The organism is Salinivibrio sp. IB574 (assembly GCF_001996205.1).
In the GTDB taxonomy this organism is placed as follows: domain Bacteria; phylum Pseudomonadota; class Gammaproteobacteria; order Enterobacterales; family Vibrionaceae; genus Salinivibrio; species Salinivibrio proteolyticus.
Window position 1 is genome coordinate 1 of the sequence record NZ_MUFN01000012.1, and the last position, 22,571, is coordinate 22,571.

The 22,571-nt window shown below is 47.2% G+C and carries 31 protein-coding genes and 1 tRNA gene; 22 read left to right on the top strand and 10 right to left on the bottom strand.

Annotation, left to right across the window (positions count from 1 at the left end):
- Positions 1 to 710 (bottom strand): methyl-accepting chemotaxis protein (locus BZJ17_RS07220; RefSeq protein ID WP_131826802.1); only part of this gene is annotated, 710 nt, incomplete at its 3' end.
- 80 nt (positions 711 to 790) lie between these two features.
- Between BZJ17_RS07220 and yccX the strand changes: the two genes are divergently transcribed.
- Entirely contained in the window at positions 791 to 1,063 is a 273-nt protein-coding gene (gene yccX / locus BZJ17_RS07225; RefSeq protein WP_077480235.1) for an acylphosphatase, read from the top strand.
- 29 nt (positions 1,064 to 1,092) lie between these two features.
- Here the strand turns inward: yccX and BZJ17_RS07230 are convergent, their stop codons facing one another.
- The 3 genes from BZJ17_RS07230 to BZJ17_RS07240 all read right to left on the bottom strand — a co-directional run bounded on the left by BZJ17_RS07230 (position 1,093) and on the right by BZJ17_RS07240 (position 3,762).
- Positions 1,093 to 1,422: a TusE/DsrC/DsvC family sulfur relay protein gene (locus BZJ17_RS07230; RefSeq protein ID WP_069588353.1), complete on the bottom strand. Its 330-nt coding sequence runs from the start codon at positions 1,420 to 1,422 to the stop codon at positions 1,093 to 1,095.
- A gap of 192 nt (positions 1,423 to 1,614) precedes the next feature.
- On the bottom strand, positions 1,615 to 2,283 hold the full coding sequence (locus BZJ17_RS07235) for a Bax inhibitor-1/YccA family protein (RefSeq protein WP_069588355.1): 669 nt from the start codon (positions 2,281 to 2,283) through the stop codon (positions 1,615 to 1,617).
- A 207-nt stretch (positions 2,284 to 2,490) separates the two neighbouring features.
- Positions 2,491 to 3,762: a divalent metal cation transporter gene (locus tag BZJ17_RS07240; protein WP_077640252.1), complete on the bottom strand. Its 1,272-nt coding sequence runs from the start codon at positions 3,760 to 3,762 to the stop codon at positions 2,491 to 2,493.
- Positions 3,763 to 4,205: 443 nt separating this feature from the next.
- Here BZJ17_RS07240 and BZJ17_RS07245 point away from each other — a divergent pair, with 443 nt between their 5' ends.
- The 12 genes from BZJ17_RS07245 (at position 4,206) to BZJ17_RS07305 (ending at position 13,501) form a co-directional block, all read left to right on the top strand.
- A complete protein-coding gene (locus BZJ17_RS07245; protein WP_069588359.1) occupies positions 4,206 to 5,414 on the top strand; it encodes a NupC/NupG family nucleoside CNT transporter in 1,209 nt (402 codons plus the stop codon).
- A 179-nt stretch (positions 5,415 to 5,593) separates the two neighbouring features.
- Positions 5,594 to 5,684: transfer RNA gene (locus tag BZJ17_RS07250), tRNA-Ser, on the top strand.
- 618 nt (positions 5,685 to 6,302) lie between these two features.
- Positions 6,303 to 7,046, top strand: coding sequence for a hypothetical protein (locus BZJ17_RS07260; RefSeq protein WP_077640253.1), 744 nt, complete (start codon positions 6,303 to 6,305; stop codon positions 7,044 to 7,046).
- Positions 7,047 to 7,351: 305 nt separating this feature from the next.
- The gene (locus BZJ17_RS07265; protein WP_077640254.1) at positions 7,352 to 7,867 is read left to right on the top strand and encodes a GNAT family N-acetyltransferase; all 516 of its coding nucleotides are present in this window, start codon (positions 7,352 to 7,354) and stop codon (positions 7,865 to 7,867) included.
- Between the two features lie 46 nt (positions 7,868 to 7,913).
- Positions 7,914 to 8,681 (top strand): GNAT family N-acetyltransferase, encoded by a 768-nt coding sequence (locus BZJ17_RS07270; RefSeq protein ID WP_077640255.1) that lies wholly within the window; start codon positions 7,914 to 7,916, stop codon positions 8,679 to 8,681.
- A 214-nt stretch (positions 8,682 to 8,895) separates the two neighbouring features.
- Positions 8,896 to 9,681: a GNAT family N-acetyltransferase gene (locus tag BZJ17_RS07275; RefSeq protein WP_077640256.1), complete on the top strand. Its 786-nt coding sequence runs from the start codon at positions 8,896 to 8,898 to the stop codon at positions 9,679 to 9,681.
- Positions 9,682 to 9,847: 166 nt separating this feature from the next.
- Positions 9,848 to 10,234 (top strand): VOC family protein, encoded by a 387-nt coding sequence (locus tag BZJ17_RS07280; RefSeq protein WP_241836774.1) that lies wholly within the window; start codon positions 9,848 to 9,850, stop codon positions 10,232 to 10,234.
- A 345-nt stretch (positions 10,235 to 10,579) separates the two neighbouring features.
- The gene (locus tag BZJ17_RS07285) at positions 10,580 to 11,005 is read left to right on the top strand and encodes a VOC family protein (RefSeq protein ID WP_077640258.1); all 426 of its coding nucleotides are present in this window, start codon (positions 10,580 to 10,582) and stop codon (positions 11,003 to 11,005) included.
- A gap of 31 nt (positions 11,006 to 11,036) precedes the next feature.
- Positions 11,037 to 11,786, top strand: a complete 750-nt coding sequence (locus BZJ17_RS07290) for an SDR family oxidoreductase (protein WP_077640259.1) — start codon at positions 11,037 to 11,039, stop codon at positions 11,784 to 11,786.
- Positions 11,787 to 11,859: 73 nt separating this feature from the next.
- Complete coding sequence (locus BZJ17_RS07295) at positions 11,860 to 12,393, top strand: GNAT family N-acetyltransferase (RefSeq protein WP_077640260.1); 534 nt, start codon at positions 11,860 to 11,862, stop codon at positions 12,391 to 12,393.
- 56 nt (positions 12,394 to 12,449) lie between these two features.
- On the top strand, positions 12,450 to 12,929 hold the full coding sequence (locus BZJ17_RS07300) for a GNAT family N-acetyltransferase (protein ID WP_077640261.1): 480 nt from the start codon (positions 12,450 to 12,452) through the stop codon (positions 12,927 to 12,929).
- Between the two features lie 62 nt (positions 12,930 to 12,991).
- Positions 12,992 to 13,501, top strand: coding sequence for a GNAT family N-acetyltransferase (locus BZJ17_RS07305; protein ID WP_077640262.1), 510 nt, complete (start codon positions 12,992 to 12,994; stop codon positions 13,499 to 13,501).
- A gap of 13 nt (positions 13,502 to 13,514) precedes the next feature.
- Here the strand turns inward: BZJ17_RS07305 and BZJ17_RS07310 are convergent, their stop codons facing one another.
- From BZJ17_RS07310 to BZJ17_RS07330, 5 genes are all read right to left on the bottom strand, one after another.
- On the bottom strand, positions 13,515 to 14,342 hold the full coding sequence (locus BZJ17_RS07310) for a TauD/TfdA family dioxygenase (protein WP_077640263.1): 828 nt from the start codon (positions 14,340 to 14,342) through the stop codon (positions 13,515 to 13,517).
- A complete protein-coding gene (locus BZJ17_RS07315; protein ID WP_077640264.1) occupies positions 14,339 to 14,590 on the bottom strand; it encodes a hypothetical protein in 252 nt (83 codons plus the stop codon). Before BZJ17_RS07315 ends, BZJ17_RS07310 begins: the two co-directional genes overlap by 4 nt.
- 165 nt (positions 14,591 to 14,755) lie before the next feature.
- Complete coding sequence (locus tag BZJ17_RS07320) at positions 14,756 to 15,511, bottom strand: transporter substrate-binding domain-containing protein (RefSeq protein ID WP_077640265.1); 756 nt, start codon at positions 15,509 to 15,511, stop codon at positions 14,756 to 14,758.
- A gap of 231 nt (positions 15,512 to 15,742) precedes the next feature.
- Positions 15,743 to 15,979, bottom strand: a complete 237-nt coding sequence (locus BZJ17_RS07325) for an RNA-binding protein (RefSeq protein ID WP_069587544.1) — start codon at positions 15,977 to 15,979, stop codon at positions 15,743 to 15,745.
- Between the two features lie 118 nt (positions 15,980 to 16,097).
- The gene (locus BZJ17_RS07330) at positions 16,098 to 16,541 is read right to left on the bottom strand and encodes a MarR family winged helix-turn-helix transcriptional regulator (RefSeq protein ID WP_077640266.1); all 444 of its coding nucleotides are present in this window, start codon (positions 16,539 to 16,541) and stop codon (positions 16,098 to 16,100) included.
- Positions 16,542 to 16,723: 182 nt separating this feature from the next.
- On the opposite strand from BZJ17_RS07330, the gene BZJ17_RS07335 reads away from it, so the two are divergent.
- Positions 16,724 to 17,152, top strand: a complete 429-nt coding sequence (locus tag BZJ17_RS07335) for an organic hydroperoxide resistance protein (protein WP_077640267.1) — start codon at positions 16,724 to 16,726, stop codon at positions 17,150 to 17,152.
- A gap of 75 nt (positions 17,153 to 17,227) precedes the next feature.
- On the opposite strand, the gene BZJ17_RS07340 is transcribed toward BZJ17_RS07335, so the two are convergent.
- The gene (locus BZJ17_RS07340) at positions 17,228 to 17,875 is read right to left on the bottom strand and encodes an NAD(P)H-binding protein (protein ID WP_077640351.1); all 648 of its coding nucleotides are present in this window, start codon (positions 17,873 to 17,875) and stop codon (positions 17,228 to 17,230) included.
- Positions 17,876 to 18,084: 209 nt separating this feature from the next.
- Here BZJ17_RS07340 and BZJ17_RS07345 point away from each other — a divergent pair, with 209 nt between their 5' ends.
- The 8 genes from BZJ17_RS07345 (at position 18,085) to BZJ17_RS07380 (ending at position 22,525) form a co-directional block, all read left to right on the top strand.
- Positions 18,085 to 18,672 carry a GNAT family N-acetyltransferase gene (locus BZJ17_RS07345; RefSeq protein ID WP_077640268.1) on the top strand — a complete coding sequence of 196 codons (588 nt, stop codon included), beginning with the start codon at positions 18,085 to 18,087 and terminating at the stop codon, positions 18,670 to 18,672.
- Positions 18,673 to 18,691: 19 nt separating this feature from the next.
- The gene (locus BZJ17_RS07350) at positions 18,692 to 19,228 is read left to right on the top strand and encodes a GNAT family protein (protein ID WP_077640269.1); all 537 of its coding nucleotides are present in this window, start codon (positions 18,692 to 18,694) and stop codon (positions 19,226 to 19,228) included.
- A complete protein-coding gene (locus tag BZJ17_RS17410) occupies positions 19,228 to 19,776 on the top strand; it encodes a hypothetical protein (RefSeq protein ID WP_077640352.1) in 549 nt (182 codons plus the stop codon). Before BZJ17_RS07350 ends, BZJ17_RS17410 begins: the two co-directional genes overlap by 1 nt.
- A gap of 134 nt (positions 19,777 to 19,910) precedes the next feature.
- Positions 19,911 to 20,432 (top strand): GNAT family N-acetyltransferase, encoded by a 522-nt coding sequence (locus BZJ17_RS07360; RefSeq protein WP_077640270.1) that lies wholly within the window; start codon positions 19,911 to 19,913, stop codon positions 20,430 to 20,432.
- On the top strand, positions 20,425 to 20,982 hold the full coding sequence (locus tag BZJ17_RS07365; RefSeq protein ID WP_077640271.1) for a GNAT family protein: 558 nt from the start codon (positions 20,425 to 20,427) through the stop codon (positions 20,980 to 20,982). The genes BZJ17_RS07360 and BZJ17_RS07365 overlap by 8 nt, the downstream gene beginning before the upstream one ends.
- A 20-nt stretch (positions 20,983 to 21,002) precedes the next feature.
- Positions 21,003 to 21,611, top strand: coding sequence for a GNAT family protein (locus tag BZJ17_RS07370; protein WP_077640272.1), 609 nt, complete (start codon positions 21,003 to 21,005; stop codon positions 21,609 to 21,611).
- A 76-nt stretch (positions 21,612 to 21,687) separates the two neighbouring features.
- On the top strand, positions 21,688 to 21,903 hold the full coding sequence (locus BZJ17_RS07375; RefSeq protein WP_046073336.1) for a VF530 family protein: 216 nt from the start codon (positions 21,688 to 21,690) through the stop codon (positions 21,901 to 21,903).
- Positions 21,904 to 22,051: 148 nt separating this feature from the next.
- Positions 22,052 to 22,525 (top strand): 2TM domain-containing protein, encoded by a 474-nt coding sequence (locus BZJ17_RS07380; protein ID WP_077640273.1) that lies wholly within the window; start codon positions 22,052 to 22,054, stop codon positions 22,523 to 22,525.
- Positions 22,526 to 22,571: the final 46 nt, after the last annotated feature.

Here is a 22,571-nt window from a genome sequence, read left to right on the forward strand (position 1 = left end):
GTGGCGTGGCTCGCCACTTCACGAATCGATCCCGCCATTTCCTCGGTGGCACTGGCGAGTGAATCAAGATACTGACGTTGGCTTTCACCCAGTGATTCACTTTCGTCGCTGCGCTGCTGCAGGCTCGATGACAAGCTATCCATCATCTCTGCGCTTTGCTGAATGGCTTTCACCATGTTTTGCTCACGCTCAAGCACTTTGTCGATGGTAATCGCGATCTGGCTGAACTCATCCCTTACTGGGAAGAAGTTCATTCGGTAGCTGAGTTCCCCATCTGCTAGCTTTAAGAGAGCTTGGTTCATGGTGTACATCGCGCCGCCGATAAAGGTCATGATGTAATAGGTCAACAGCGCAATCACCACTACCATGCCAAGCAGCAAGCTCCAATCGAGTGTGCCAAGGTAGGTGAACAAGGTGCCATCTGGTTGATAGTCAAGCTGTCCCGACGGCGTGAGCGTAAACCCGCTTTGCTGGTTTTGTAGTACCGTGCGTACTTCTTGCGCTGGCAAATCGTATTTCGCCACTAGGGCCTGAATGGCTTGGCCTTCCGCCTGCATGTTGGTTGCCACTCGCGTGTCCGACGCTGCATCGAGTGTCAGCGCTATCACTATCATTGCGAGGAGGGGAAGGAAAAAGATAAGGTAAAATTTTTCTTGGAGCCGAAGGTGGATGAGGTATTTATCAATCCATCGAAACGCTACTTCTTTCATGACGTAATCCTGTCAAACGACTGTCTCATGTAGCGTTATACAGATGTCATTATGCAATGGAAATACAGTGGAGGTGACCGATGTCTCAAAAATGCGTCAAGGCCTATGTCACAGGTCACGTTCAGGGCGTTGGCTTTCGTTATCACACCGCGCACGAGGCATTAAAACTGTCTTTGACTGGGTACGCGAAGAACTTGCCAGATGGACGTGTTGAGGTGTTGGCATGTGGCCGCGAAGAGTCGGTTGATGCCCTTATTGCATGGTTAGATCAAGGGCCGCCCACCGCGAGCGTGAATCACGTTAAACACGAAGACACTGAATGGCGTTCCGTGGATGGGTTTGCCATTCAGTAGGTCATAGGACAGTCTTTAATGGGGCCTAGTTACAAACATTTGGCGGGTTTGGGGAGGCCTGCCAATTTGGTCGCTTGTTTGGCCGGGCCTTTCGGAAAGAGCTTAAACAGGTATTTGCTGTTACCTTTCTCTGGACCGTATTCTTTTTCCATCGATTTTACCAATAAACGCACCGCCGGTGAGGTGTTGTATTCTTGGTAAAAATGGCGGACAAAGTGGATCACTTCCCAGTGGGCCTCGGTCAGTGCAATGCCTTCTTGCTCAGCCAACAAGGGAACCAGCGCTTCGTGCCAATCGTCTACGTTTTTTAAATACCCTTGCGCATCCGTTGCAACGGTTTCACCTTCATACACCAACATAGTCTTGCCTTTGTTCGTCATCCCAGCGGATGTTCTCGCCGTTGATAAGGCTGCAAAGCATAGCGAGCGACTGGAATGAGTGCAACTGACGTTTATTGCGGACAGGTTTCTTCATCACGCTTGTGCGTGCTGCTATAAAAAAAGCCGGCAATAGCCGGCTTTGGTGGTGCATACACAATTTTTGTGTGGCACTTAGTCGTCGTTCATGATGCCAAGAATGCTCAGCAGGTGAACGAAGATGTTGAAGATATTCAAATACAGCGACACGGTGGCGCGGATGTAGTTGGTCTCGCCGCCGTTAATGATGTTGCTGGTGTCATACAGAATAAAGGCGGAGAAAATCAGTACCGCAATGGTGCTGATCGCCAAGCTCAGCGCTGGGATCTGTAGGAAGATGTTCGCAACCATCGCCACCAATAGCGCAATCACACCAGCGACCAAGAAACCGCCCATGAAAGAGAAGTCTTTCTTCGATGTGATGGCGTAAGCCGACAGGCCAAGGAATACCATACCTGTGGTAGCAAGCGCCTGCATCACAATCCCTGGGCCACTCGACAGGCTCAGGTAATAGGTCAGTGTTGGGCCTAACGAGGCGCCCAGAAGGCCGGTGAACACGAAGGTCCACACGATACCCGCGGAGGAGTTCATGGTGCGAGGTAGCACAAAAAACACGATCGCCAACGCACCTAGGGTCATACCTAGCGACATCATTGGGCCGATGCCGACAGCGATAGCGATAAAGGCCGCGATAGCACTGGTGATCAGTGTCATCGATAGCAGTGCATACGTGTTACGTAGCACTTTGTTAGTAGATAACGCACTCTGCTGTGACTGGCTGTGCGAAACGATACGATCGTTCATAACGTTCTCCCGGTTGGGTTAACAATCCATTTCTTAATACGACAGTTATGTGGGCAGTCGTTCACTTTTTCAAGCTACCCACGTCCTTAACCTAAACCATGACTGGCTTTTATAAAGCAAATAATACCTTATCCGTGCTCAACGCCGATGGTGAAGTTGTAAAAGGATGTTAACCCAGCCCTTCAAGCGTGAACAAGGTAAACTTTGTTACATCAACCACTTCCACCAGATAAATACTGCTAAAAAGCCGAATAAATATATCAGGCCCACGATCGCCAGTGCGCGCATCGACTTACTCATGGTCACTTCAGGCGGTAAGCGGTGTTTGGTCACCAAAATATAGTTGAGTAATGCAAAGAACGGCGTGGTCACGAATGCAGCAATCATGGCGAAATCGAGCATGGTTAGCAATGCACCGGTCCAAAACGCGACAATACCGAGCGCTAACACGGCCGTGATTAACATCCAGCCTTGAGTCACCTGTGGCGAGGCTTGTGGCTGGCGACGCAATAAGCGCTGCGATTCAGACACGACCCGCGCATACCCGTCGATCACGGTAATGGTGCTGCCGAAGATACAGAAAAAGGCGACCACCGCAATCAAGTAGCGGGACCATTCACCAATCGTGGCGGCATACAGGCCAACCAATTGATGCGAAAAGCCAATCCCAGATTGCTTTAATTCAACGCCACTGCCATGCAACAGCAGGGCACCGAGTGATAGAAACACAATCGCCAATGCAGCGGTACCGATATAGCCGACGTTAAAATCAAACAGCGCCGCTTTAGCATTAATGGGCTCAGATTGCGCTTTACGCTTTAGCCACACCGAGGTGATGCTAGAAATTTCAATCGGGGCGGGCATCCAACCCATGGTGACCACGATAAAGCCAATCGCCGTGACTGACCAAATGGACGGAGCCTGAAAATTAGGTTCAACCGCGACAGGGTTGCCGATTGCTACAGTCACCGCGACCAAGGTGGCACAGGTAAGCGTCGCCATGATCACTTTAGATAGCCAATCCAACGCCTTGTAATGGCCAGCAATTAGAATGACCAAACAAGTCATTACGATAATGATGGAAAGGGCGGTCAGGGAAAGGTCAAACGGCACAAAATAGCTCAGCAGACTGGCGCTAAATAAAGTCAGTGCGGCTGTATTGATCACGCCGGATACCGCGCTGAGCACGATAAAAAGCCACAGATACCCGCGGCCGAGGCGGGCATAGCCCTCTACTAAGGTTTCGCCGGTTCCTGCGGTATATTGTACGCCTGCGCGGAAAAAAGGGTATTTAAAGAGATTTACCAGCAGGATCAATGCGGCCAATTGCCAACCATAAATGGCACCGGCTTTAGTTGAGGCAACCAGATGAGAACCACCCACGGCGGCAGCGGCCATCATAATGCCCGGCCCCAAGGCGCGAACACGTTGGATCACAGATAGACGCGACCCGGCCTCATGAGGAGAGACGGTTTGCATGATTGTTTCCTTTATAATAATTGCGTTGTTGTGTTTGTTTTTATCGCTATTTGATTAATTTTATTGTCAATAGCAGGTTATCAATAACATATGAGCGATCTGTGTCAATCAATCTTGCCAAAAACCCGTCTCGCAGCCTATCCGACCATCGTCGTAGCGTTCAGTGAGCGGCTGAGAATAAAATGTGATCAAAAGCAAAATTTAGCTGGAAATGCGATTCAAATCACAATAGAATGCCCGCCCAACATGCGCTCTTCGCCAGCCCAAAGGCAAAGAGTGGCTGTGTCGCGATTCGCGGCTGAAGAAAAAGTGTCCAAGGTTGGGCCCACCTTCACCGAACCCGCGGTACGATGAAACGCATGATGGAACCTCTTGCCACCTTGGCAGCGTGTCGTACTCATCTGTACCGCAAGTGCAACACAACACGGCAAGGTATTCTATTTATGCAACTTCTCTATAGTGCGGCCGGCATCGTCGCTCTGTTTTTGTGCGCCTATGCGTTCTCCTCTAACCGTAAAGCGATCAACTGGCGTACAGTGCTTGGGGCATTTGGCCTACAAGCGGGTTTTGCCGCACTGGTGCTTTACATTCCAGTAGGACAAGCCATGCTGGGCTCTATGAGCAATGGCGCGGCGAAGCTGCTTTCATTTGCCAACGAAGGCATTGAGTTTGTATTTGGTCCTCTCGCCAACGATGGGTTTATTTTCGCTGTTAAAGTTCTGCCGCTAATCATTTTTATCAGTGCGCTGATATCCCTCCTTTATCATCTCGGCATTATGCAGTGGGTTATTAAACTTCTCGGCGGTGGCATACAGCGATTACTCGGCACCAGCCGAGCAGAGTCTCTGGTGGCAACCAGCAACATCTTTCTTTCTCAGGGCGAATCTCCTTTGGTAGTTCGCCCTTTTCTTAGCCAAATGACACGCTCTGAACTCTTCGCTGTGATGGTGGGAGGCATGGCCTCGGTCGCCGGTAGTGTGTTGGGCGGATATGCGGCGATGGGTGTCGATTTGAAATACCTGATTGCCGCGAGCTTTATGGCTGCCCCCGGCGGACTTTTGATGGCAAAAATCATTGTGCCGGAAACACAGACGCCCGCAGAACAAAACCATGTAGAGATTAGTGACAGCGACCAAGCCAATGCGATTGACGCACTCGCCAGCGGCGCGATGAACGGCATGAAAGTCGCGGTGGCTGTGGGCACCATGCTGGTGGCCTTTATCAGCGTGATTGCGATGCTAAACGCTGGGCTGAGTAGTCTAGGTGAGCTGGTTGACATTGACGGTCTAAGCCTAGAAATGCTGTTTGGCTACCTGTTCTCACCGCTGGCACTACTCACCGGTGTACCGGTGCACGAGATCTTCACCGTGGGTAACTTACTTGGCCAGAAAATTGCGCTTAACGAGTTTGTTGCCTTCTTATCGTTTGCTGATATCAAAGCGAACTTGTCGGTGCAAAGCCAAGTCATTGTGACCTTTGCCTTGTGTGGCTTTGCTAATATCGGCTCGATTGCCATTCAGCTCGGCTCTATCGGTGCGATGGTGCCGGAGCGTCGCAAAGATGTGGCAAGCTTAGGCGTGCGCGCAGTGATTGCCGCCACCTTTGCCAACTTAATGAGTGCCGCACTGGCGGGTATTTTTATCGCGCTATAAGTACTGCGCGGTAACGAGACTCGGTTAAAGTGTCTCAGTAAAGTAGGGCGATTGGCGGCAAGCTAATCGCCTTTTGCTAGCAATATCGCCAACCTGATCATGGCTTGAGCGAACAGACCAAAAGCGGCAAATAAAGGGTTTACAAGCCACAGCGAACCCAATAATATACGCCGCGTTCCGGAGAGATGGCTGAGTGGTTGAAAGCACCGGTCTTGAAAACCGGCAAGGGTTAATAGCCCTTCTAGGGTTCAAATCCCTATCTCTCCGCCACATACTGAAAAGCCGCTGATTATTCAGCGGCTTTTTTGCATTTATGCCCCACAAATCCCCAAACCCTGACCACGCCAACATTTTAGACGCCTTTGCCTAAACACATTACCCAGCGTTTGATAATCTAAGTCCCCTAAAATTCTCGCCCATACATGGCCTTTTGGACGCCGCCAACCAGAGGGCGGTAGCGTGGGAGCCTATCACCTCGTTCCCACGCTCCTGCGTGGTAACGCGTGATGGGTTAGTTGGAAGCCTAAATGGGGGCAGCTATTTCATAGCGAGTATTGTGCGGATAGGGTGCGACATTTACTGGCGGAACACGGTGTTGAGCAGAGCATGAATCGACTAGGGAAATGCACCGATTGCTAACTTAAGACACTTACGAGAGAAGCTCAGAAAATATATTCAGTACTTTTATAATCGAACACGGTTACACAGCAGCATTGGCTATATGTCGCCGATAGCGTTTGAAAACAATGAACTTAACGAAAGACGTGTCCGTTAAAGTGGATCAACATCACCCGTTACACTCGGCGGTTTTGGTATGAAGTTCAGTGTGCTTTTTTATTTCAGTGTAGGGCACTTTATTGCAGGTGTTATGTTTTTGGGAGATGTGATTTGATTATTAGTTGGGAGAAATTAGAAAAAGTATTTAGGCTATTCTTTCCTGAGTTTTCAAACAAGGTAACATGGGTAGTTGTAATTGCTGGAATTAGTCTTACTTCAAGTTCTATTTTGCAAAGTGTTGTTAATTCAGTTTTGGAAAAACAGTACAACATTAGAGTGTTGGGTGAATATGATTCTCTTGTGGGAATTATCTTAGTCTTTTTTTCTCTAATTCATAATATATTACTTCAGCGTGAAAAGACGAAATTAGCATTAAACGCTCAGAATGAAAGTAATCATAAGCGTATAGAACATGATATAGCTCTATTTAATAAACTTGATGGAATTTTGAATGATGAGTATCTAATGCGATTTTTCCATGATGTAAAGGCAACACATGCATTCTACTCTAGTGAGCTGGATCCACTAGTTAATTTCATGTATGAAATCTATATAGTAAAAACACAGTTCATATCGAAACCTATTTCCACTGCCCTAGAGGATCTTAAGCCAGTAACAAAAAAATTACATAGTTTTATAATGTTGGAATTTTGTGAATATGGTCGTGCTAGAGGTGATGATGAAAAACTTTGTCTTCAACCATATTTTAATTGCGATCGTGGAGGTCGTTGGGATGATCATGAGGGAAGGGCTGAATACGCAAAATCAGTGTCAAAAATGTCTCAACTTATCAACGATTATAGCTGTTCGTATAAACGTTATCGAAAAGCAGTCAAGCTAGAGTTATTTGTTTAGCTAGCTTGGGAGCGATGGTATCTTCAAAGTTCAATAAAACATAACAAACGAGTATGTCGTCAATCGTTAAAATTTGGCGAGGTTTTTATCCCACATCACGCCGTCTTTGAGCATTGAACCTAAGCTCACCATCATCTCACGTTCACAGGCAATAATGACAATTTTTTGTAATTAATCTCTGAATAAAGAGAAAAGTGGTGTTTATCGAGCTCAACTTTTTCTCCTAAAACAGTGCCGAGCTAGACGGTGTCGTCTTGATAATTCGAGTGATGGTGAACATCGGCGATATAGAACAAGGATATTGTATGGAAATTAGGACTGGCAAGCATACAGATGTGTCGGCTATTACCGACATTTTTAACTTTTATATCGAACATACCAATGCTCGATTTGAGGTAGATCCTTTCACAGTAGAGAATCGCCAAGAATGGTTTTCGCAGTTTTCAAGTGGAACGAAGCATCAGCTTTATGTTGCGATAGAAAACGGCTTAGTATGTGGTTTTGCATGCTCCCAACCGTATAGGGTGAATTCTGCTTTTGACGATACGGTCGAGGTGACAGTGTATTTAGCGCCAGAGGCGAAAGGCAAAGGCTTAGGGACTAGACTGTATAAGCAGTTGTTCTCATCGATAAACACATGCGGAGTTCACCGCGCATTGTCCGGTATTGCATTACCAAATGATGCATCAATAGCTTTGCATAAACGCTTTGGTTTTAAAGAGGTTGGTGTTTTCAATGAGTACGCAAGAAAAAATGGGCATTATATTAGTTCAATATGGTTAGAAAAGACGTTGGATGCTATGCCTGATTGTGTTGATTAGTTCATAACTAGCGTATTTCTGCAAGGTAGCAATCAATGAGGATAAAATGAATACAGTGGATGTAATGCGAGACTACAATGAGTTTGAGCGAAAGCTTGCTCCCTCGTTTAATGGTGTAAAGGAGTCAGATAATAATCTGACGAAGTTCGTATCAAAAGATCGTTATGGTAGTTATATTTCTTTCTTTGATTTTGACGAAAATATTGCTGAATCAATAGTTAAAGAGCAGCTAGCATACTTTAGCCAACGCAACTTATGCTTTGAGTGGAAGACATATAGTACCGATAATCCAAGTAATATCGGCAGTGTATTACTCGCTAATGGTTTTGAAAAAGAAGATACCGAATCATTTATGGTTTTGGATCTTTCAAAGGCCATTGGTGAGCCCTTTGATGAATCTCAGATCACAGAGGTTTCTGACAGCACAGGCATTCGTGACGCAATAAGGGTTCAAGAACAAGTTTGGGGTGGAGATTTTGATTGGCAATATAATTACTTAGTAAGCCTCAAGGAACATTCTCCTGATTCTGTGTCTATCTACGTCGTATATGTAAATGGCCGACCAGTGACCTCTGCTTGGCTAACATTTAATGGTAATAGCCCATTTGCCGGTATTTGGGGCGGAAGCACAATCGAAGAATTTCGCGGTAATGGGTATTATAGTTTACTCCTTAATAAACGCATCGCTGAAGCGAAATCGAAAGGGGTTAAATATCTTATAATCGATGCCTCAGATATGAGTAAACCAATCGTATCAARGCGTGGATTTGAGGTCATAGCGACAACAACGGGATACACTTCACCAAATAGATAATAAACGATCAGCTGCCTCTGGCACTTCTTTCAGCGCGAGAGCAGCCAATAAGTAAGCGTATATACTGTTACCTTAAAAGTGGTACTTAGAGAGACTAGCGTCAAAATTAATTGATTAGATTTAGTTACCTCCTGTATTGAAGGCCGTGTCTAAGTGTGATTGATTATCAATAAATGGCTAATCCGTTAATTTTTAATATAGTATCGAGGGAACGATGCAAGATAAAAAAGTAAGAGACGTCTATAACGCTTACTTTCACTTTAATAATGAACGAACGCTCTCAACTGATTTAGACAGTGAACTTTTTTCGGTTGAATCTGAAGGTTGCTCTGTCTTTGTGGACAAAACACGTAGGTATGATAACCAGATAATCATCCATGAATTTTCTAGCATAGAGACTTTAGAGAGTTATCTGAGTTTTTACACACATAACTTGCCCCCTGAAATATCCGTCGAACCGCAGGCAATAACAAATGAGCTGACAACATGGTTACTAAATCGTGACTTTATGCCGGAATATGAGCATGAATTTCTCGAACTGAAGCCTGATGAGTATGTAGCGTGTACAGATAAATCCCAACAAGTGTCAGTTGAACAATGGTCACATGATAATGTTGATGATTTTTTAGCTTTACTTAAAACATCAGGTTTAGAGTGTTCGAACGAAACCTGGCAGAAGAAACGTCCGCTTTACTGCACCGATACGTTTCGTTGCTATGTTGCGAAAATAAACGGTGAGCCATGTGCTTGGGCAACGAGTTATATCGAGGGCGAATATGTAATACTCGCCAATGCGTATACACAAGAGAGTTATCGTTCGAAAGGGTGTCAAACTGCGTTACTTAGAGCACGAATTGAAGATGCTATTTCTTTAGGTTCCAAAGTAGTGCTGACTGATGTCATGCCAAACAGTACGAGTAGTCGCAACTGTAAATTAGTCGGTTTTAGGCATGTTGGTGCGAGAAGTGTATGGTGTAAAAATAGAGATAGTCATTGTTGATATTAAACTTCACATTCTCACTGTGATTAGGGGCACATGCAAGATCATGTTAATTGAGCCTAAATCACACTAACGATAGCGGCGTCGGCTGATTGCTGAGACGATTTGATGAGTTACTGGGTTACGACAGTTAATTTTTTATCGAGAAATTTGCGAGTCACTTTCAATGAAGAATGAACAAGGTTATTCCAATGGTATGTCCGTTTACCCTTCTGCATTGCTTGTACATGTACCTAACGTGAATGAAGGGCTAGAGTGGTATCGCAAGGCTTTTCCTAATGCAACGGCTATGTATTATCCAGACTTTGATTTTACTGTCCTCGACCTAAATGGTTTTCAGTTGGAAATTGTGCAAGCCGATGAAAAAGTCCGCAATGGTAAGTGCGGGACTGTGCTGTATTGGCAGGTTGATGACTTGTTAAGCACCCTAGATCACTTTAAGGCGATTGGCGCTGAGTTATACCGCGGTCCAATGGCGATCGAGCATGGACTATCGATGTGCCAAGTCACTGATCCATTTGGAAACCTCATTGGGCTCCGAGGGCCTGTTTGATGAATGAGAAGAGTTAGCAAAGGAAAAAGTCAACGAGTTGTCATCTCAATAAAATTACAATGGAATTGATTCTCAATGGAAGAAAAGACAGGAACGCGATCTGTACGTAGATGAAGCGCTTTATGGTCATCATAAACTGATACGTATTCCGTCAGCGAGTTTTTATGAACCATCAAAAATCGCAGATATATTATCTCGTGAAGTAGGTATCAAGTGTAATAACTTTGAAGAAAAACATTCGTTAAATGATGTTAGTAAACCAAATGTCACTTAGTGTTTGATGCAAGTAAGCTCGTCAAGTGATTAAGAGTAAAAAGTTCGTTGTTTATTATATAAAGGGATTTTATGGAAGAATATTGGAACCCAATGGTGCCAGAGTTAACTGTTAGTGATTTCGAAAGGTCACTCCATTTTTATCAGAATTTGCTTGGGTTCAAAATTAGAAATCAACGCACCACACCAAAATTTGCTTACTTAGAGTATGAGAAGGTTCATATCATGATTGAGCAAATGCACGACGCCGGATGGGAAACAGGGGCACTCGTCTACCCACTCGGGCGAGGTGTTAATTTCCAAATAGAGTTAAGTGATATTTCGCCGGTTCTGGAACGCTTGGTTGCGTCTGAAACGCCTCTTTATCAAGAACCACAAGAAAACTGGTATGACGAAGGGACAGTGCTTTGCGGTCAACGAGAGTTCTTGGTTCAAGATCCCGATGGCTATTTATTGCGCTTCAGTCAATTCCTCGGAGAGAAAGAAAAAACGTATTAATAATAATGCTTTATAATTGGATGGAATGCAGATGCGTAAAAAGACGGTATTGATAACAGGTGGTGGGCGAGGCATCGGTGCCTCAACGGCCAAGTTATTTGCACGAAACGGATACGTAGTTTTTATTAACTATAAGTCTAATCATCAGGCCGCATCTCGTGTCGCAAACGACATTAAGGCCGAAGGAGGGGAGTGTTACCCAATCCAAGCCGACGTTTCCAAAGAGGAAGATGCCATTAAATTGTTTTCGTCTGTGGATCAGCGAGTAGATAAACTGGATGTGCTAGTCAATAACGCTGGCATTTTGCGCCAGCAATCGCGCCTAGAAAATATGACTGCAAGTCGAATCAATGCCATTTTGGTCAACAATGTTACAGGATGTTTTCTTTGCTGTCGCGAAGCCGTTAAACGTATGTCGACGCGATCAGGTGGAGAAGGTGGTGCGATCATAAATGTCTCTTCTGGTGCGGCCCGCACTGGTTCCCCCAATGAATACATCGATTATGCTGCTTCTAAAGGAGCAGTTGATACACTGACTAAAGGCTTATCTAAAGAGGTGGCAGCGGAAGGAATTCGCGTGAATTGTGTACGTCCTGGCTTAATTTATACCGACATGCATGCAGATGGCGGCGAACCGGAGAGAGTCAAACGATTAGAAAATAAAATTCCGATGCAAAGAGGTGGGCAGCCAGAAGAAGTTGCTGAGGCCATTTTTTGGCTAGCGACTGATAAAGCTTCCTTTTCGACCGGTAACTTTTTAGATTTATCGGGTGGTTTGTAATCAATGTTCGAAACGTAACATCGAGCGAGTATCGCCATGTTTTTTATTACTTATGTAACAGAGAAACTAGCCAGTGAAAATCGTTGAGGCAACGACAGCAGATTTACAAGCATTCTTTGTCTATCTGCATGCTCAGCTTGAAGAAAATAACACCAACAGTGCGCCAAACTTCCAGCCGCTTTCTAAAGCATGTAGCTATGTATCCGAAGAGTTAAAAGCGAAGTTTCAAGACGGCTTTCAGTTTGAGGTGGGGCAGACAGGCTGGAGAAAGCTATGGTTGGCTAAAGAAGAGAATAATACCATTGTTGGTCATATTGACCTGCGTCAGTATAACGAACCGTACAAGGCTCATCGCGTTATGCTTGGGATGGGGGGTGAAAGTCGTATTAGGCGACAAGGAGTAGGGGCGGCATTAATTAATGCCGTGGTGGTGTTTTGTCAACACACAGAGCATGTCAGATGGCTTGACTTGAACGTGCTCTCTAATAATCTACCCGCTCAAAAATTATACGAAAAATGTGGCTTTAAAGTGATTGGCAATATGTCGGATTGTTATCGAATCGATGGTCATTCTGTTGATGAGTTAACGATGACCCGTGCTATCTAGCACTAACTTTTGCGCGCGTCATGGAGATAGAGATTATCTTGAGTAAGGATACACCCATGCACCTGACTTTCCGTCCCATCAATCTTGAAACCGATTTTGCTTATTGCGTAGCTGCACGTCGGGACGCTTTTGTCTGTAGCTTTGGCTCCGATGAGGGGTTTGAAGACTTTCTAACGGGCTATTATGAACGGGTGAGTGAACGCATGAATCAGCCCGAGTGGTTTTATCGGCATATTTTTGTCGATGGAGAATGGGCTGGGCAGCTTGAATTTCGCAGCACGTCACCGGAGCCTGAGACGGGTTATGTGCATCTCATCTACCTTGCACCTGCTTTTCGTGGTCGCGGGTTTGCCCCTTTGCTGCAGCGCTATATCGAAACCACCTTAGCAAACGCGGGGTGCCGGCGAGCGTTGCTTTCTGTAAGCCGTGATAATCATCGTGCGTTAGCCTTTTATCGCCAGCACGGCTGGGAATTTGTTCGCGCTAACCCCAAACATGCGAAGACTGATTTTTATCAGTGTTGGTTGCCGGCGTAGATACTTATTCGCGCCAATATGCGATTATGGCGCGATAGAATGTTTCAGTAAGCGAGTGGTTTATGACACTGATATGCCGGTCAAAAAGGCTCAATGTGCGACAGTTTCATCTCGACGATGCGCCGTTTATTGTGGAGCTGCTTAATGATGAATCGTTTATACGCTATATCGCAGATAAAAAGGTGCGTACTGAACAAGATGCTATCGAGTATCTCCGTCACGGACCGCTTGCGAGCTATCAAGCACATGGCTTTGGTTTAAATCTGGTAGAACGGCGGGAAGATGGTGAGCTCATCGGCATGTGCGGTGTGCTCAAGCGCGATGAATTGGCATATCCAGATTTAGGCTACGCGTTTTTATTGCGTTATACCGGGCAAGGATACGCCACAGAAGCTGCCGAGGCGGTGCTTGAAGCAACTCTGTTAGCGAGCGGACTGACTACGGTTCAGGCGATGACCATACCGGACAACCAACCCTCCAACCGCTTGCTCGAAAAGCTCGGGTTTCGGTTACAACACCCAATCATGCTTTATGGGCATAGCAACAATCTGTATCAATACACCCGTACCTGATCGACATTAGGCGTTATTGAGCACTGTCACCCTGAACCGTGACGCGGTGTAATCGTCTGGGGGCGTCACCATAATCGGTTACCGCGTAGTGCTGGGTGGCGCGATTGTCCCAGATAGCCACCGAGTGTTTTTGCCAGCGAAAACGAACGTGATATTTCGATTGGCGTGCTTGACTAAACAGTGTCGCGAGCCGTTGTTGGCTAGCCGCCTCTGGCCAGTCGGCAATCGCGCGAGTAAATTGCTCGTTAATAAATAGTACTTCTTGGCCGGTTTCTGGGTGGGTTTGCACCATGGCACGGCGAATGGGTGGGTAGTTTTGAGCGCGTTTCGAGACCACACTCTGGCCGTCGGCGTCTTGATGATCGTAACGACTGCCTTCAAAGGCGTGCAGTGCGTGAATGGTGTCGAGCTCGCGTAGCTCGATTTTTTCTTTGTCGGTGAGATCGGCCCATACTGCTGCCATGTCACACCAAATCGTATCCCCGCCATGTTCTGGTACATACTGCGCGTGTAAAACCGAGCACTTGGGCGGCACCGCTTGCCATGTCATGTCGGTGTGCCAATAGCTTTGGCTGGGTGGATTGCCGAGGCTGGTTTCAATCACGACCACTTGGTCGTTATCGGGTAGGTGCGGAAAAAACGGGTGAGGAGGCTCAAGCTCGCCGAAGCGTTTTGCCAGTGCGACATGGTCGTCGGTAGATAGAGGCTGCTCACGAAAGAAAAGCACTTTGTAGCGTAAAAACGCTTGGTACAGCGCCGCAAACTCAGCCTCTGAAAGCTGGGATAAATCTATATTATCGATTTGCGCCCCTAATGTATCGCCTAAAGGGGTTATCTTCATTTGAACCATACCTTACCGCCAATAAATTTATAGGCTGGTGTGCCTCGCACCAAGGTGTCACGCGCAAAGGGCTGTTCGCACTGAGGGCAGTGACACGGCGTGGTGGTGGCATCCTCAACAATCCTTTCTTTAAAGCACTTCACCAATGCACCTTTGCCGCCTTTGCGATATTTAAATAGTTGCGCATTACAGCGTTTACAGAAAATATCGATGGTTTTGGTGGGCCCTTTTTTATTTGGCTTTGCCATGTTGATTGATCAGACCTGAAAATAGAACTCACCATGATGATGGTGACGAGTGTGGAACGGGCTGTCAATCTTCTAAGCCATTGCGTCCACAAATTACTGTTTGAGTTTGCTGGCTCGCTGAATGGTGCGCTCACCGCTTAAAGTGGGTGAGCGCACGCGTCGGAACTATTGATTCAAGGCGGATGCGAGTTGTTCGAAGTATTCTTCAATTAAACGATCGTATTCGCCGCTTGCTTTCATGCTTGCAACGGTGTCGTTAACTTGCTTCACATCTTGCTCGCTCATCTGGCCTTTTTTAGAGAAGGCGATATAGCTGGGGGTGGATTCAATGGGGGGCGTTTGAATGGCAATATCCGATTGCACGCCCATTTGAACGGCAACATAGCGGGCGCCAAACTCATTGTTGACCCAAAAATCAACGCGGTTTGCTTGGAGGAGTTGGACGCATTGTTCGGGTGAGCTGACGCGTCTGACGCCTTTGAAGCGATTTTGCGCGACCATATCATCCAACCATTTTCCGTAGCTGACGTTGTTGATCAGGCAAATTTGAAACTGATTAATGGTGTTTTTATCCCAAGTTACGTTGGCAGCTTTGTTACCAATGGCGACGATATTTTGGTCAAACAGTACCTCATCAATATAGCGGGCAAATGTCTCGCGCTCGTCGGTTTTAAATGCCGTGAAAATGCCATCAGCTTCTCCGGTTTCGACATAGTTTATCGCGCGTCCCCATGGCAGTACTTGAATACTGATGGGCTTATCCATTTCTTTGAAAACGCGTTCAACCAGTTCAACAGCAACGCCATCGACCACGTTACCATCTCGCGTGATGTAGGGAGGGTATTCGAGCGTCACTAACTTGATCTGAGCACTTGCGGTAAAGGACATCGAGAGTAGAAACAGAAAGATAATCTTCTTCATAACGGACCCCTAATTGATGTTGGTGTCATGTTTACTGCAAACTTCTGATACGTCATGCCAGTATAGATAATGCACAGCGATGTCGAGGGATTGTTGCTTTTGGGGTATACGTTTTTGATGGACGAGAAGGGTGAAGTATGAAGAGGTCTGATGTCAGCACAGTGTGTATTGACGCTGATAGCGAACTATTCCCACCCCAGTGGATGAGAATAGCAAAAGAGAGTGTTGCGGTTAGTTTGCGACTTTAACGCGGATTTTGCTTTTCGCAACGCTGGTTAAGTGCAACGCCGCCATCGCGGCTTTCGCCTGTGTGTCATCAGGCATGGTCACGAAAGCAAAGCCTTTGGATTCGCCAGTCTCTTGGTCCAGCACCAGATTACATTCGGTAACATCACCATACTCAGAAAATAGCTGACGAAGTTGGTGTTCGGTAGTGGTGCGAGCAAGATTGCGAGCTAGTAATTTCATTGTTGTCCGTAATTGTCGAAGTAACAGCAGCGATTGTCTCAATAAAGGGTGGCAGGACCAAGTAATAGTTTGGCGATGTGACGAATAAGCGAATCAAAGACTCGTGTTCCGATGGTGTTTATGCGCCACCTTCCCCTAAGTCATGATTAATTTTGTCCAATAAATCGATAAGTTGCTGAGCTTGTTCATCGTCGATGCTTGGAAACCTACAGCGGATTTTTTCTGGGATGTCCGCCGCTTGATGTTGCAGGGCAATGCCTTTGTCAGACAATGTTACCCACCGCTTTCGCTTATCGTCTTCGTCTTTCACAATGGTGAGCAAGCCTTTATCGCTCATCTTTTTCAAAATCTGTGTCATCGCACCACCGTCGATGCCTGTCTTTTCCAATAGTGTCGCAATCGTGAGTTTATTGGTTTCCCAGAGCGCCATCATCACTACATATTGCGGATAGGTGAGATCTAGCTCGCTCAGCCATGCGCGATAAGCGCGCGAGATACCATTAGAGGCTTTATACAAGCGGTGACAGATTTGGCTGTTGAGCTTCAATTGTGGGTAAGTCATGAGCGAGTCATTGTCTATGTGTCTAAACGGTATTTTATTTTGTGCACAAAATATTTGCAATGCTAGGTAATGCGATCTAGTATTTTGCATGCAAAATAAATAAACCTGATGCAAGCGGCTTCACCGCACCTGCTGAGTGCGAAGCAGTGAGCCGCAAGCGGACTGGAACACAGGAGAGTGAAATGAAAGAGCTACACAGTGTTGCCTATACAGCAAAAGCTACCGCTACCGGAGGCCGTGAAGGGTCAGCAAAATCCGATGACGGACGTTTAGATGTGGCGCTTTCCACGCCTAAAGGCTTGGGTGGGAACGACGGCCAAGGCACCAACCCAGAGCAGCTTTTTGCTGCCGGTTATGCAGCGTGTTTTATTGGCGCGCTTCGTCTAGTGGCGGGTAAAGCAGGCGTGACCTTGCCCGAAGACACCCACATCAACTCTGAAGTGTCGATTGGCCCGATTGATGGCGGCTTTGGCATTGCCGTGAAGTTGGCGGTTTCTGTCGGTGATCTGGATAAAGACACTGCGCAGTCATTGGTCGAGCAAGCGCACCAGGTATGCCCGTATTCCAATGCCACGCGTGGCAATATTAAGGTCGAGCTGTCAGTGGTTTAATCTGGTAAGAAAAGATCGAATAGTGAGGAGCGCTCAACACAGCGCTCCTTTTTTACGTTTACGATCTAGCACCTGTTAGGTGCCATAGCCCACCGTGAATGCTTGCTGCAGATGCTTAGGTGTTTCGGCCTCATCAAGCATGGCGACCGCGAAGTCTTCCATTGAAATGCGAGACTGTCCGTCACTATCTGTCACTAAGGTGTCTGTCCCCAATGTGTACTGACTGGTGCGAGTACCAGGTGCGATCATGGCTGCAGGCGAGAGGTAACTCCAAATCACATCTTGGCTGGTGAGGCACTGCTCATATTGCACTTGGCACGCGCGTGCAATCTCAACCGCTGAAGCAGGGAGAAATCCTTCGGCGTTTAACACGGTTTCACCGTCAGTGCCCGGAATCATCAGTCGAGCGGCACCGCCAACAATCAGAACGCGCATTTGATGGTGGGCTGCGCCTTGGACGATCGCTTGGGTTAACACCGGTAATTGCGCTTCTTCGCCCGCGGGTGGACGTAACGCCGTAATGGCAAGATCATGACCAGTCATCATCGATGCCACCTTGTCCGCATCGCTCAAATTGGCGGCGACAGGTTTTACGCCGCCGGGTAGCTTGCTGAATGCTGCCTCGTTACGTGTCACTGCCGTGACCTTATGGCCGCGTTGCAACGCTTCCGACACAATTCGACTGCCAATATCGCCCGTGGCACCAAATACGATTATATTCATTTCGTTAGTCTCCATGTTATGACTCCTGTGTCCTTATGCCGCGCAATAGCCAGTAAAAAGGGCGGCTGTCATACGCTTGTGGTTAAACCATGATGAACTGATTAAGTTGTGATTTATTATCTATCTTGATGTAAAGATAAATTCTAAAAATCTTCACGTCAAGATAAATATGTGGATGTTTTTTTATTGAAGAAGACAGAGGGGAGCCAATGGAGATAGCGATCCGGCAAGGATGGCCGCTTGAGCAAGCACAAAACGTCGCTGAGTTATATGAGCAGGCGTTTGGGATGAAGTTCGCACGGGCAATCCCTAATCAGACAGCGCGCGTGGCGGTGTTGTCTCAGTGTTTTGTCCCAGACTTTTCGTTTTCCGCTATGCAAAACGGCAAGGTGGTGGGGTTGGCTGGGTTTCAAACTCAAACCGGCGCACTGACACAGGGCATGGGCGCGAAACAGTTGATCGATAGTTTGGGGTCCATCAAAGGCATTTGGGCCTGCGCGATATTGGCGCTGTTTGAGCGTAAAGCGGCACACAATGAATTGGTGATGGATGGCATTGCTGTTGATAGCGCGATACGAGGTCAGGGGATTGGCTCCCAATTATTGGATGCCATTATGGATTATGCCCAAGCGCATGGCTTTGAAAGCGTTCGATTAGATGTCATTGATAGCAACCCCAGGGCCCGCAAGCTTTATCAAGCCAAAGGCTTTGTCGCCACTAAAGAAGAGCGCTTTCCGCACCTAAAATGGTTAGTCGGCTTTTCCGGCGCCACCACCATGGTCAAGGCGCTGAACTAAAACAACAAGAGAGACAAGGATGTTTATGATTGAAACACGTCGACTTGTGCTGCGTGACATGCGGCCGAGCGATGAAGAGGCGTTTGTTCACTTAACGCAACACCAGAAGTACCAGCGTTTTTATAGCGAAACGGACTGCCAGCCGGAGACATACCGAGACTTACACGCGCGCTTTATCGAACAAGCCAACACAAATCCACGCGTGGCTTATCAGTTAGCGGTTATCTGCAAGCAATCAGAAAAATGTATAGGCACCGTCGGTTTAAGGCTTGAGGACAACCATCAAGCTTCCATCGGATACGGCCTAGCTGTAGAGGCGCAAGGCGCGGGGCTAATGAGAGAGGCGGCTGTCGCGCTGGCCGACTTTGGTTTTGAGTCTCTGGGTGTGCATCGGTTATATGCTGAGACTATTTACGATAATCTTGCTGCAACCAAGCTTTGTCGTTCACTTGGCATGCGACAAGAGGCCCATTTTCATCAGCATCGTTTCTTTAAAGAACGGTGGTGGGATACGGTGGTTTACGCCATATTACGACACGAATGGGAGCAAGGATGATGAGAAAAGCACTACTTGGGGCACTGATGGTGACACTGCAAGCGTGTACCAGTGCGCCCGTTGATAATGAAACGACCGACGCTGCAGAATGTGTCGGTAGTACGGCGTTGCCAAGCGCATGGGCAGACAAGTTTGTCGCTGTGGACGATCCAGCGTTACTGGCGTCTTCGTTGGGTCAGCCATTGGAAGGGAAGCTTTGCCAAGGCAAGGTATATCAGGCGACTGAAGGGGTGACAGTATATCGCGCGTGGAATAGCACCAACCCGCATAGTCAGTTTGGTCACTGGTGGTCGTTATCACAACCGTCTGGCTTGGTGGCGGATTATCGCCAAGATTATGAGATTTGTTATCAATGGTCGCCGCTCGATAAATTGGTACAGTGCACCTTGCAACCGGGCGCCAAGATTGTGGTGGGTAACGGTCAAAGTGCGAAATGTTCCGAGTATTTAACCTATCCAACCTCAAGTGCCCAACAAGTTTATCTGCAAGAGGCGGAGCAAGCGGTTCAACATTGTCAAACGTTTGATGCGGTGATGCGTTGGCAGTGATGCGCGGCAATCAACAACTCAATCACATCTAGGTGGCGAGCGCTAAGGCGGTGGGATGACAGACGGCCAATAAGTGTTTATTTCTCAATATCAATGAGATAGCCTTATTCTATGACAGGAATTGGAATAAGCACATGGAATTAGTCGTCCCCGCACGCCATCATCAAGCAGCCTTTTCGCGCTTTTATGATGATTTTGCTCAGTTTGACCCCGAGAATGCCGATTACTATCGGCCGGGGAAAGACGATTTCCCCGCTTACGTGACTCGGTTAACGGACGAGTCATTGGGTAAAAACCTTCGTAAAGGTTATGTGCCGTGTAGTCATAATTGGCTGCTTGATGCTGAGCAACAAATCATTGGCGCGATTCGTATCCGCCATCACATCAATACGCCATTTCTATCTCAAGAAGCCGGACACATTGGTTACGATATTGCGCCGTCATATCGTGGACGTGGATATGGCAAGCAAATGTTAGCCTTAGCGCTGCCCAAGGCGAGCGAGCTAGGGATAACTCGCGCTCTAATTACCGCGAATGAGGACAATATGGCATCGCGCAACGTAATTGAAGCTAATGGCGGCACGTTGGAAAACATCATTAATGGCGAAGTGTTCAATGAATCATTGGCGCGGTACTGGGTGGACATTAATGGATGATTCCCCGCGCGTAGACCAACTCGACAGCGATCGTCTGTTGCTGGTGGCACCCAATATGACCCATCAGCCTTTCATTTTAGAAGCCGTGTTGGAAAGTCAGCACACCCTTGCGCCTTTTATGGATTGGCTTCCGCACGCGTTGACCGAATCGAGCTCGATTGAAAACACCCAACAAGCGATTGATAACTTCGACATGTTTATTAATGAGCTACGCTACTCGATTTTTGAAAAGTCGACGGGGCAACTGGTGGGTGTGATCAGCTTAATCATCCGTAATATCGCGATTCCTTATTTTGAAATAGGCTATTGGTTGCGGAGCTCCAAAGAAGGCCTTGGCTATATGAGCGAAGCGGTGAGGACGCTAGAGCAGTACGCGTTTGATGGCCTTAATGCCAAGCGAGTTGAAATCAAAACCGCCTACGAAAACACCCGCAGCCGCGCGGTAGCCGAGCGTTGTGGGTATCACCAAGAGGCGATTCTTACCAATGACCGTATCTTGCCTAGCGGTGCGATTTCTAGCACTGTCGTATACGCCAAAGTGGCGGAATGAAAAATAATGAGGACTAAATCATGAGCATGGAACGCTTTTTTATCCAAGATGACATCATGTTGCATGGTGACACGGTTTCCTTGATCCCTTTATCTGCCTCGCACGCGGATGCATTAGTCGAAGCCGCTACCGATGGCAAGCTTTGGGAGCTCTGGTATACCTCGGTCCCGAACGCGGAATCGGTGGAAGGTTACATCGCTAGCGCCTTGGACGAAAAAGCGAAAGATAAAGCATTGCCGTTTGCCGTGATTGAGAAAGAATCGGGGCGAGTGATTGGGTCAACACGATTGGCCAATGCGGATGCCGCCAATAAGCGCGTGGAACTTGGTTACACTTGGTACGCCAGCCGTTATCACTGCTCGTCGGTAAACACCGAGTGTAAGCGGTTATTACTTGCTTATGCATTTGAAAGCTTGGGGGTGATTGCCGTTGAGTTTCGCACCCACTGGTTGAATCAGGCATCGCGCGCGGCCATTGCCCGTTTAGGGGCCAAACAAGATGGTGTGCTGCGTAACCACAAGATTGTGAATGGTGTGTACCGTGATACCGTTGTGTTCTCGATCATCGAAAGCGAATGGCCGGCGATTAAGCTAAACCTTGATTATAAGCTGGCGCGCTACCGTGGTTAAATTCGCGTTTTGCAATATCGTCACGTAGAGTAGCGCTTTTATTGACGAGCGCGTGCTCGAGTTGCTGAGAACCCTTATGGATACACAACCTAATAACCCGCTGCACGGGTTAACCCTACAAACCATATTGACCCGTTTGGTAGAACATTATGGTTGGTCAGGCCTCTACCAACACATCAATGTGAACTGTTTTTCTAACGATCCTTCGATGAAATCATCGTTGAAATTTTTGCGTAAAACGCAGTGGGCGCGCGATAAGGTCGAAGCCTTGTATATTGATACCTTTTGCTAAGGGTAAAATAGGCGGATTGGCTATTGGGTGGTTTTTGTTTGTAAGCGATTGATTTTAAATAACTGTCGTTAAGGTGTCGGGGTGCTGTCGTGGTAATGTCGCCCCCATTTTGCATAGTGTCGATAGGGAAGAGCACAAAGGAGCAAGGATGAACGTGAAAGCACTCAGAGTTCAAAAAGGGTGGTCGCAAGACCAATTAGCACAATTTAGTGGGTTGAGTGTTCGAACGATTCAACGTATCGAGCACGGCCACAAACCCGGATTGGAGTCGCTGAAATCGTTGGCTGCTGTGTTTGATATCGACATTACTGATTTGCAAAAGGAGGCAGACATGCAGGCAGATACTTCAATCRGTCCTGAAGAAAGAGCGATTGCCAATCGCGTCCGTGCCCTCGGCGGGTTTTATTCTCATTTGACGCGCTATGTGGTCGTGATGGCGATTTTGTTTATTATCAACTGGCAAACTAGCCCCGGCTATTACTGGGCTTGGTGGGCTGCAATGGGATGGGGGATTGCAGTGGTCAGCCACGGTGTCAGTGCTCTGGGCATTGTCGATCTCTTTGGTGATAAGTGGGAAAAACGCCAAATAGAGAAGCGACTGAACGCGCGGTCTAAGCGTTAATCGCTACCTGATAACGCCGAGCGAATGTGCCTCGGCGTTTTTGTTT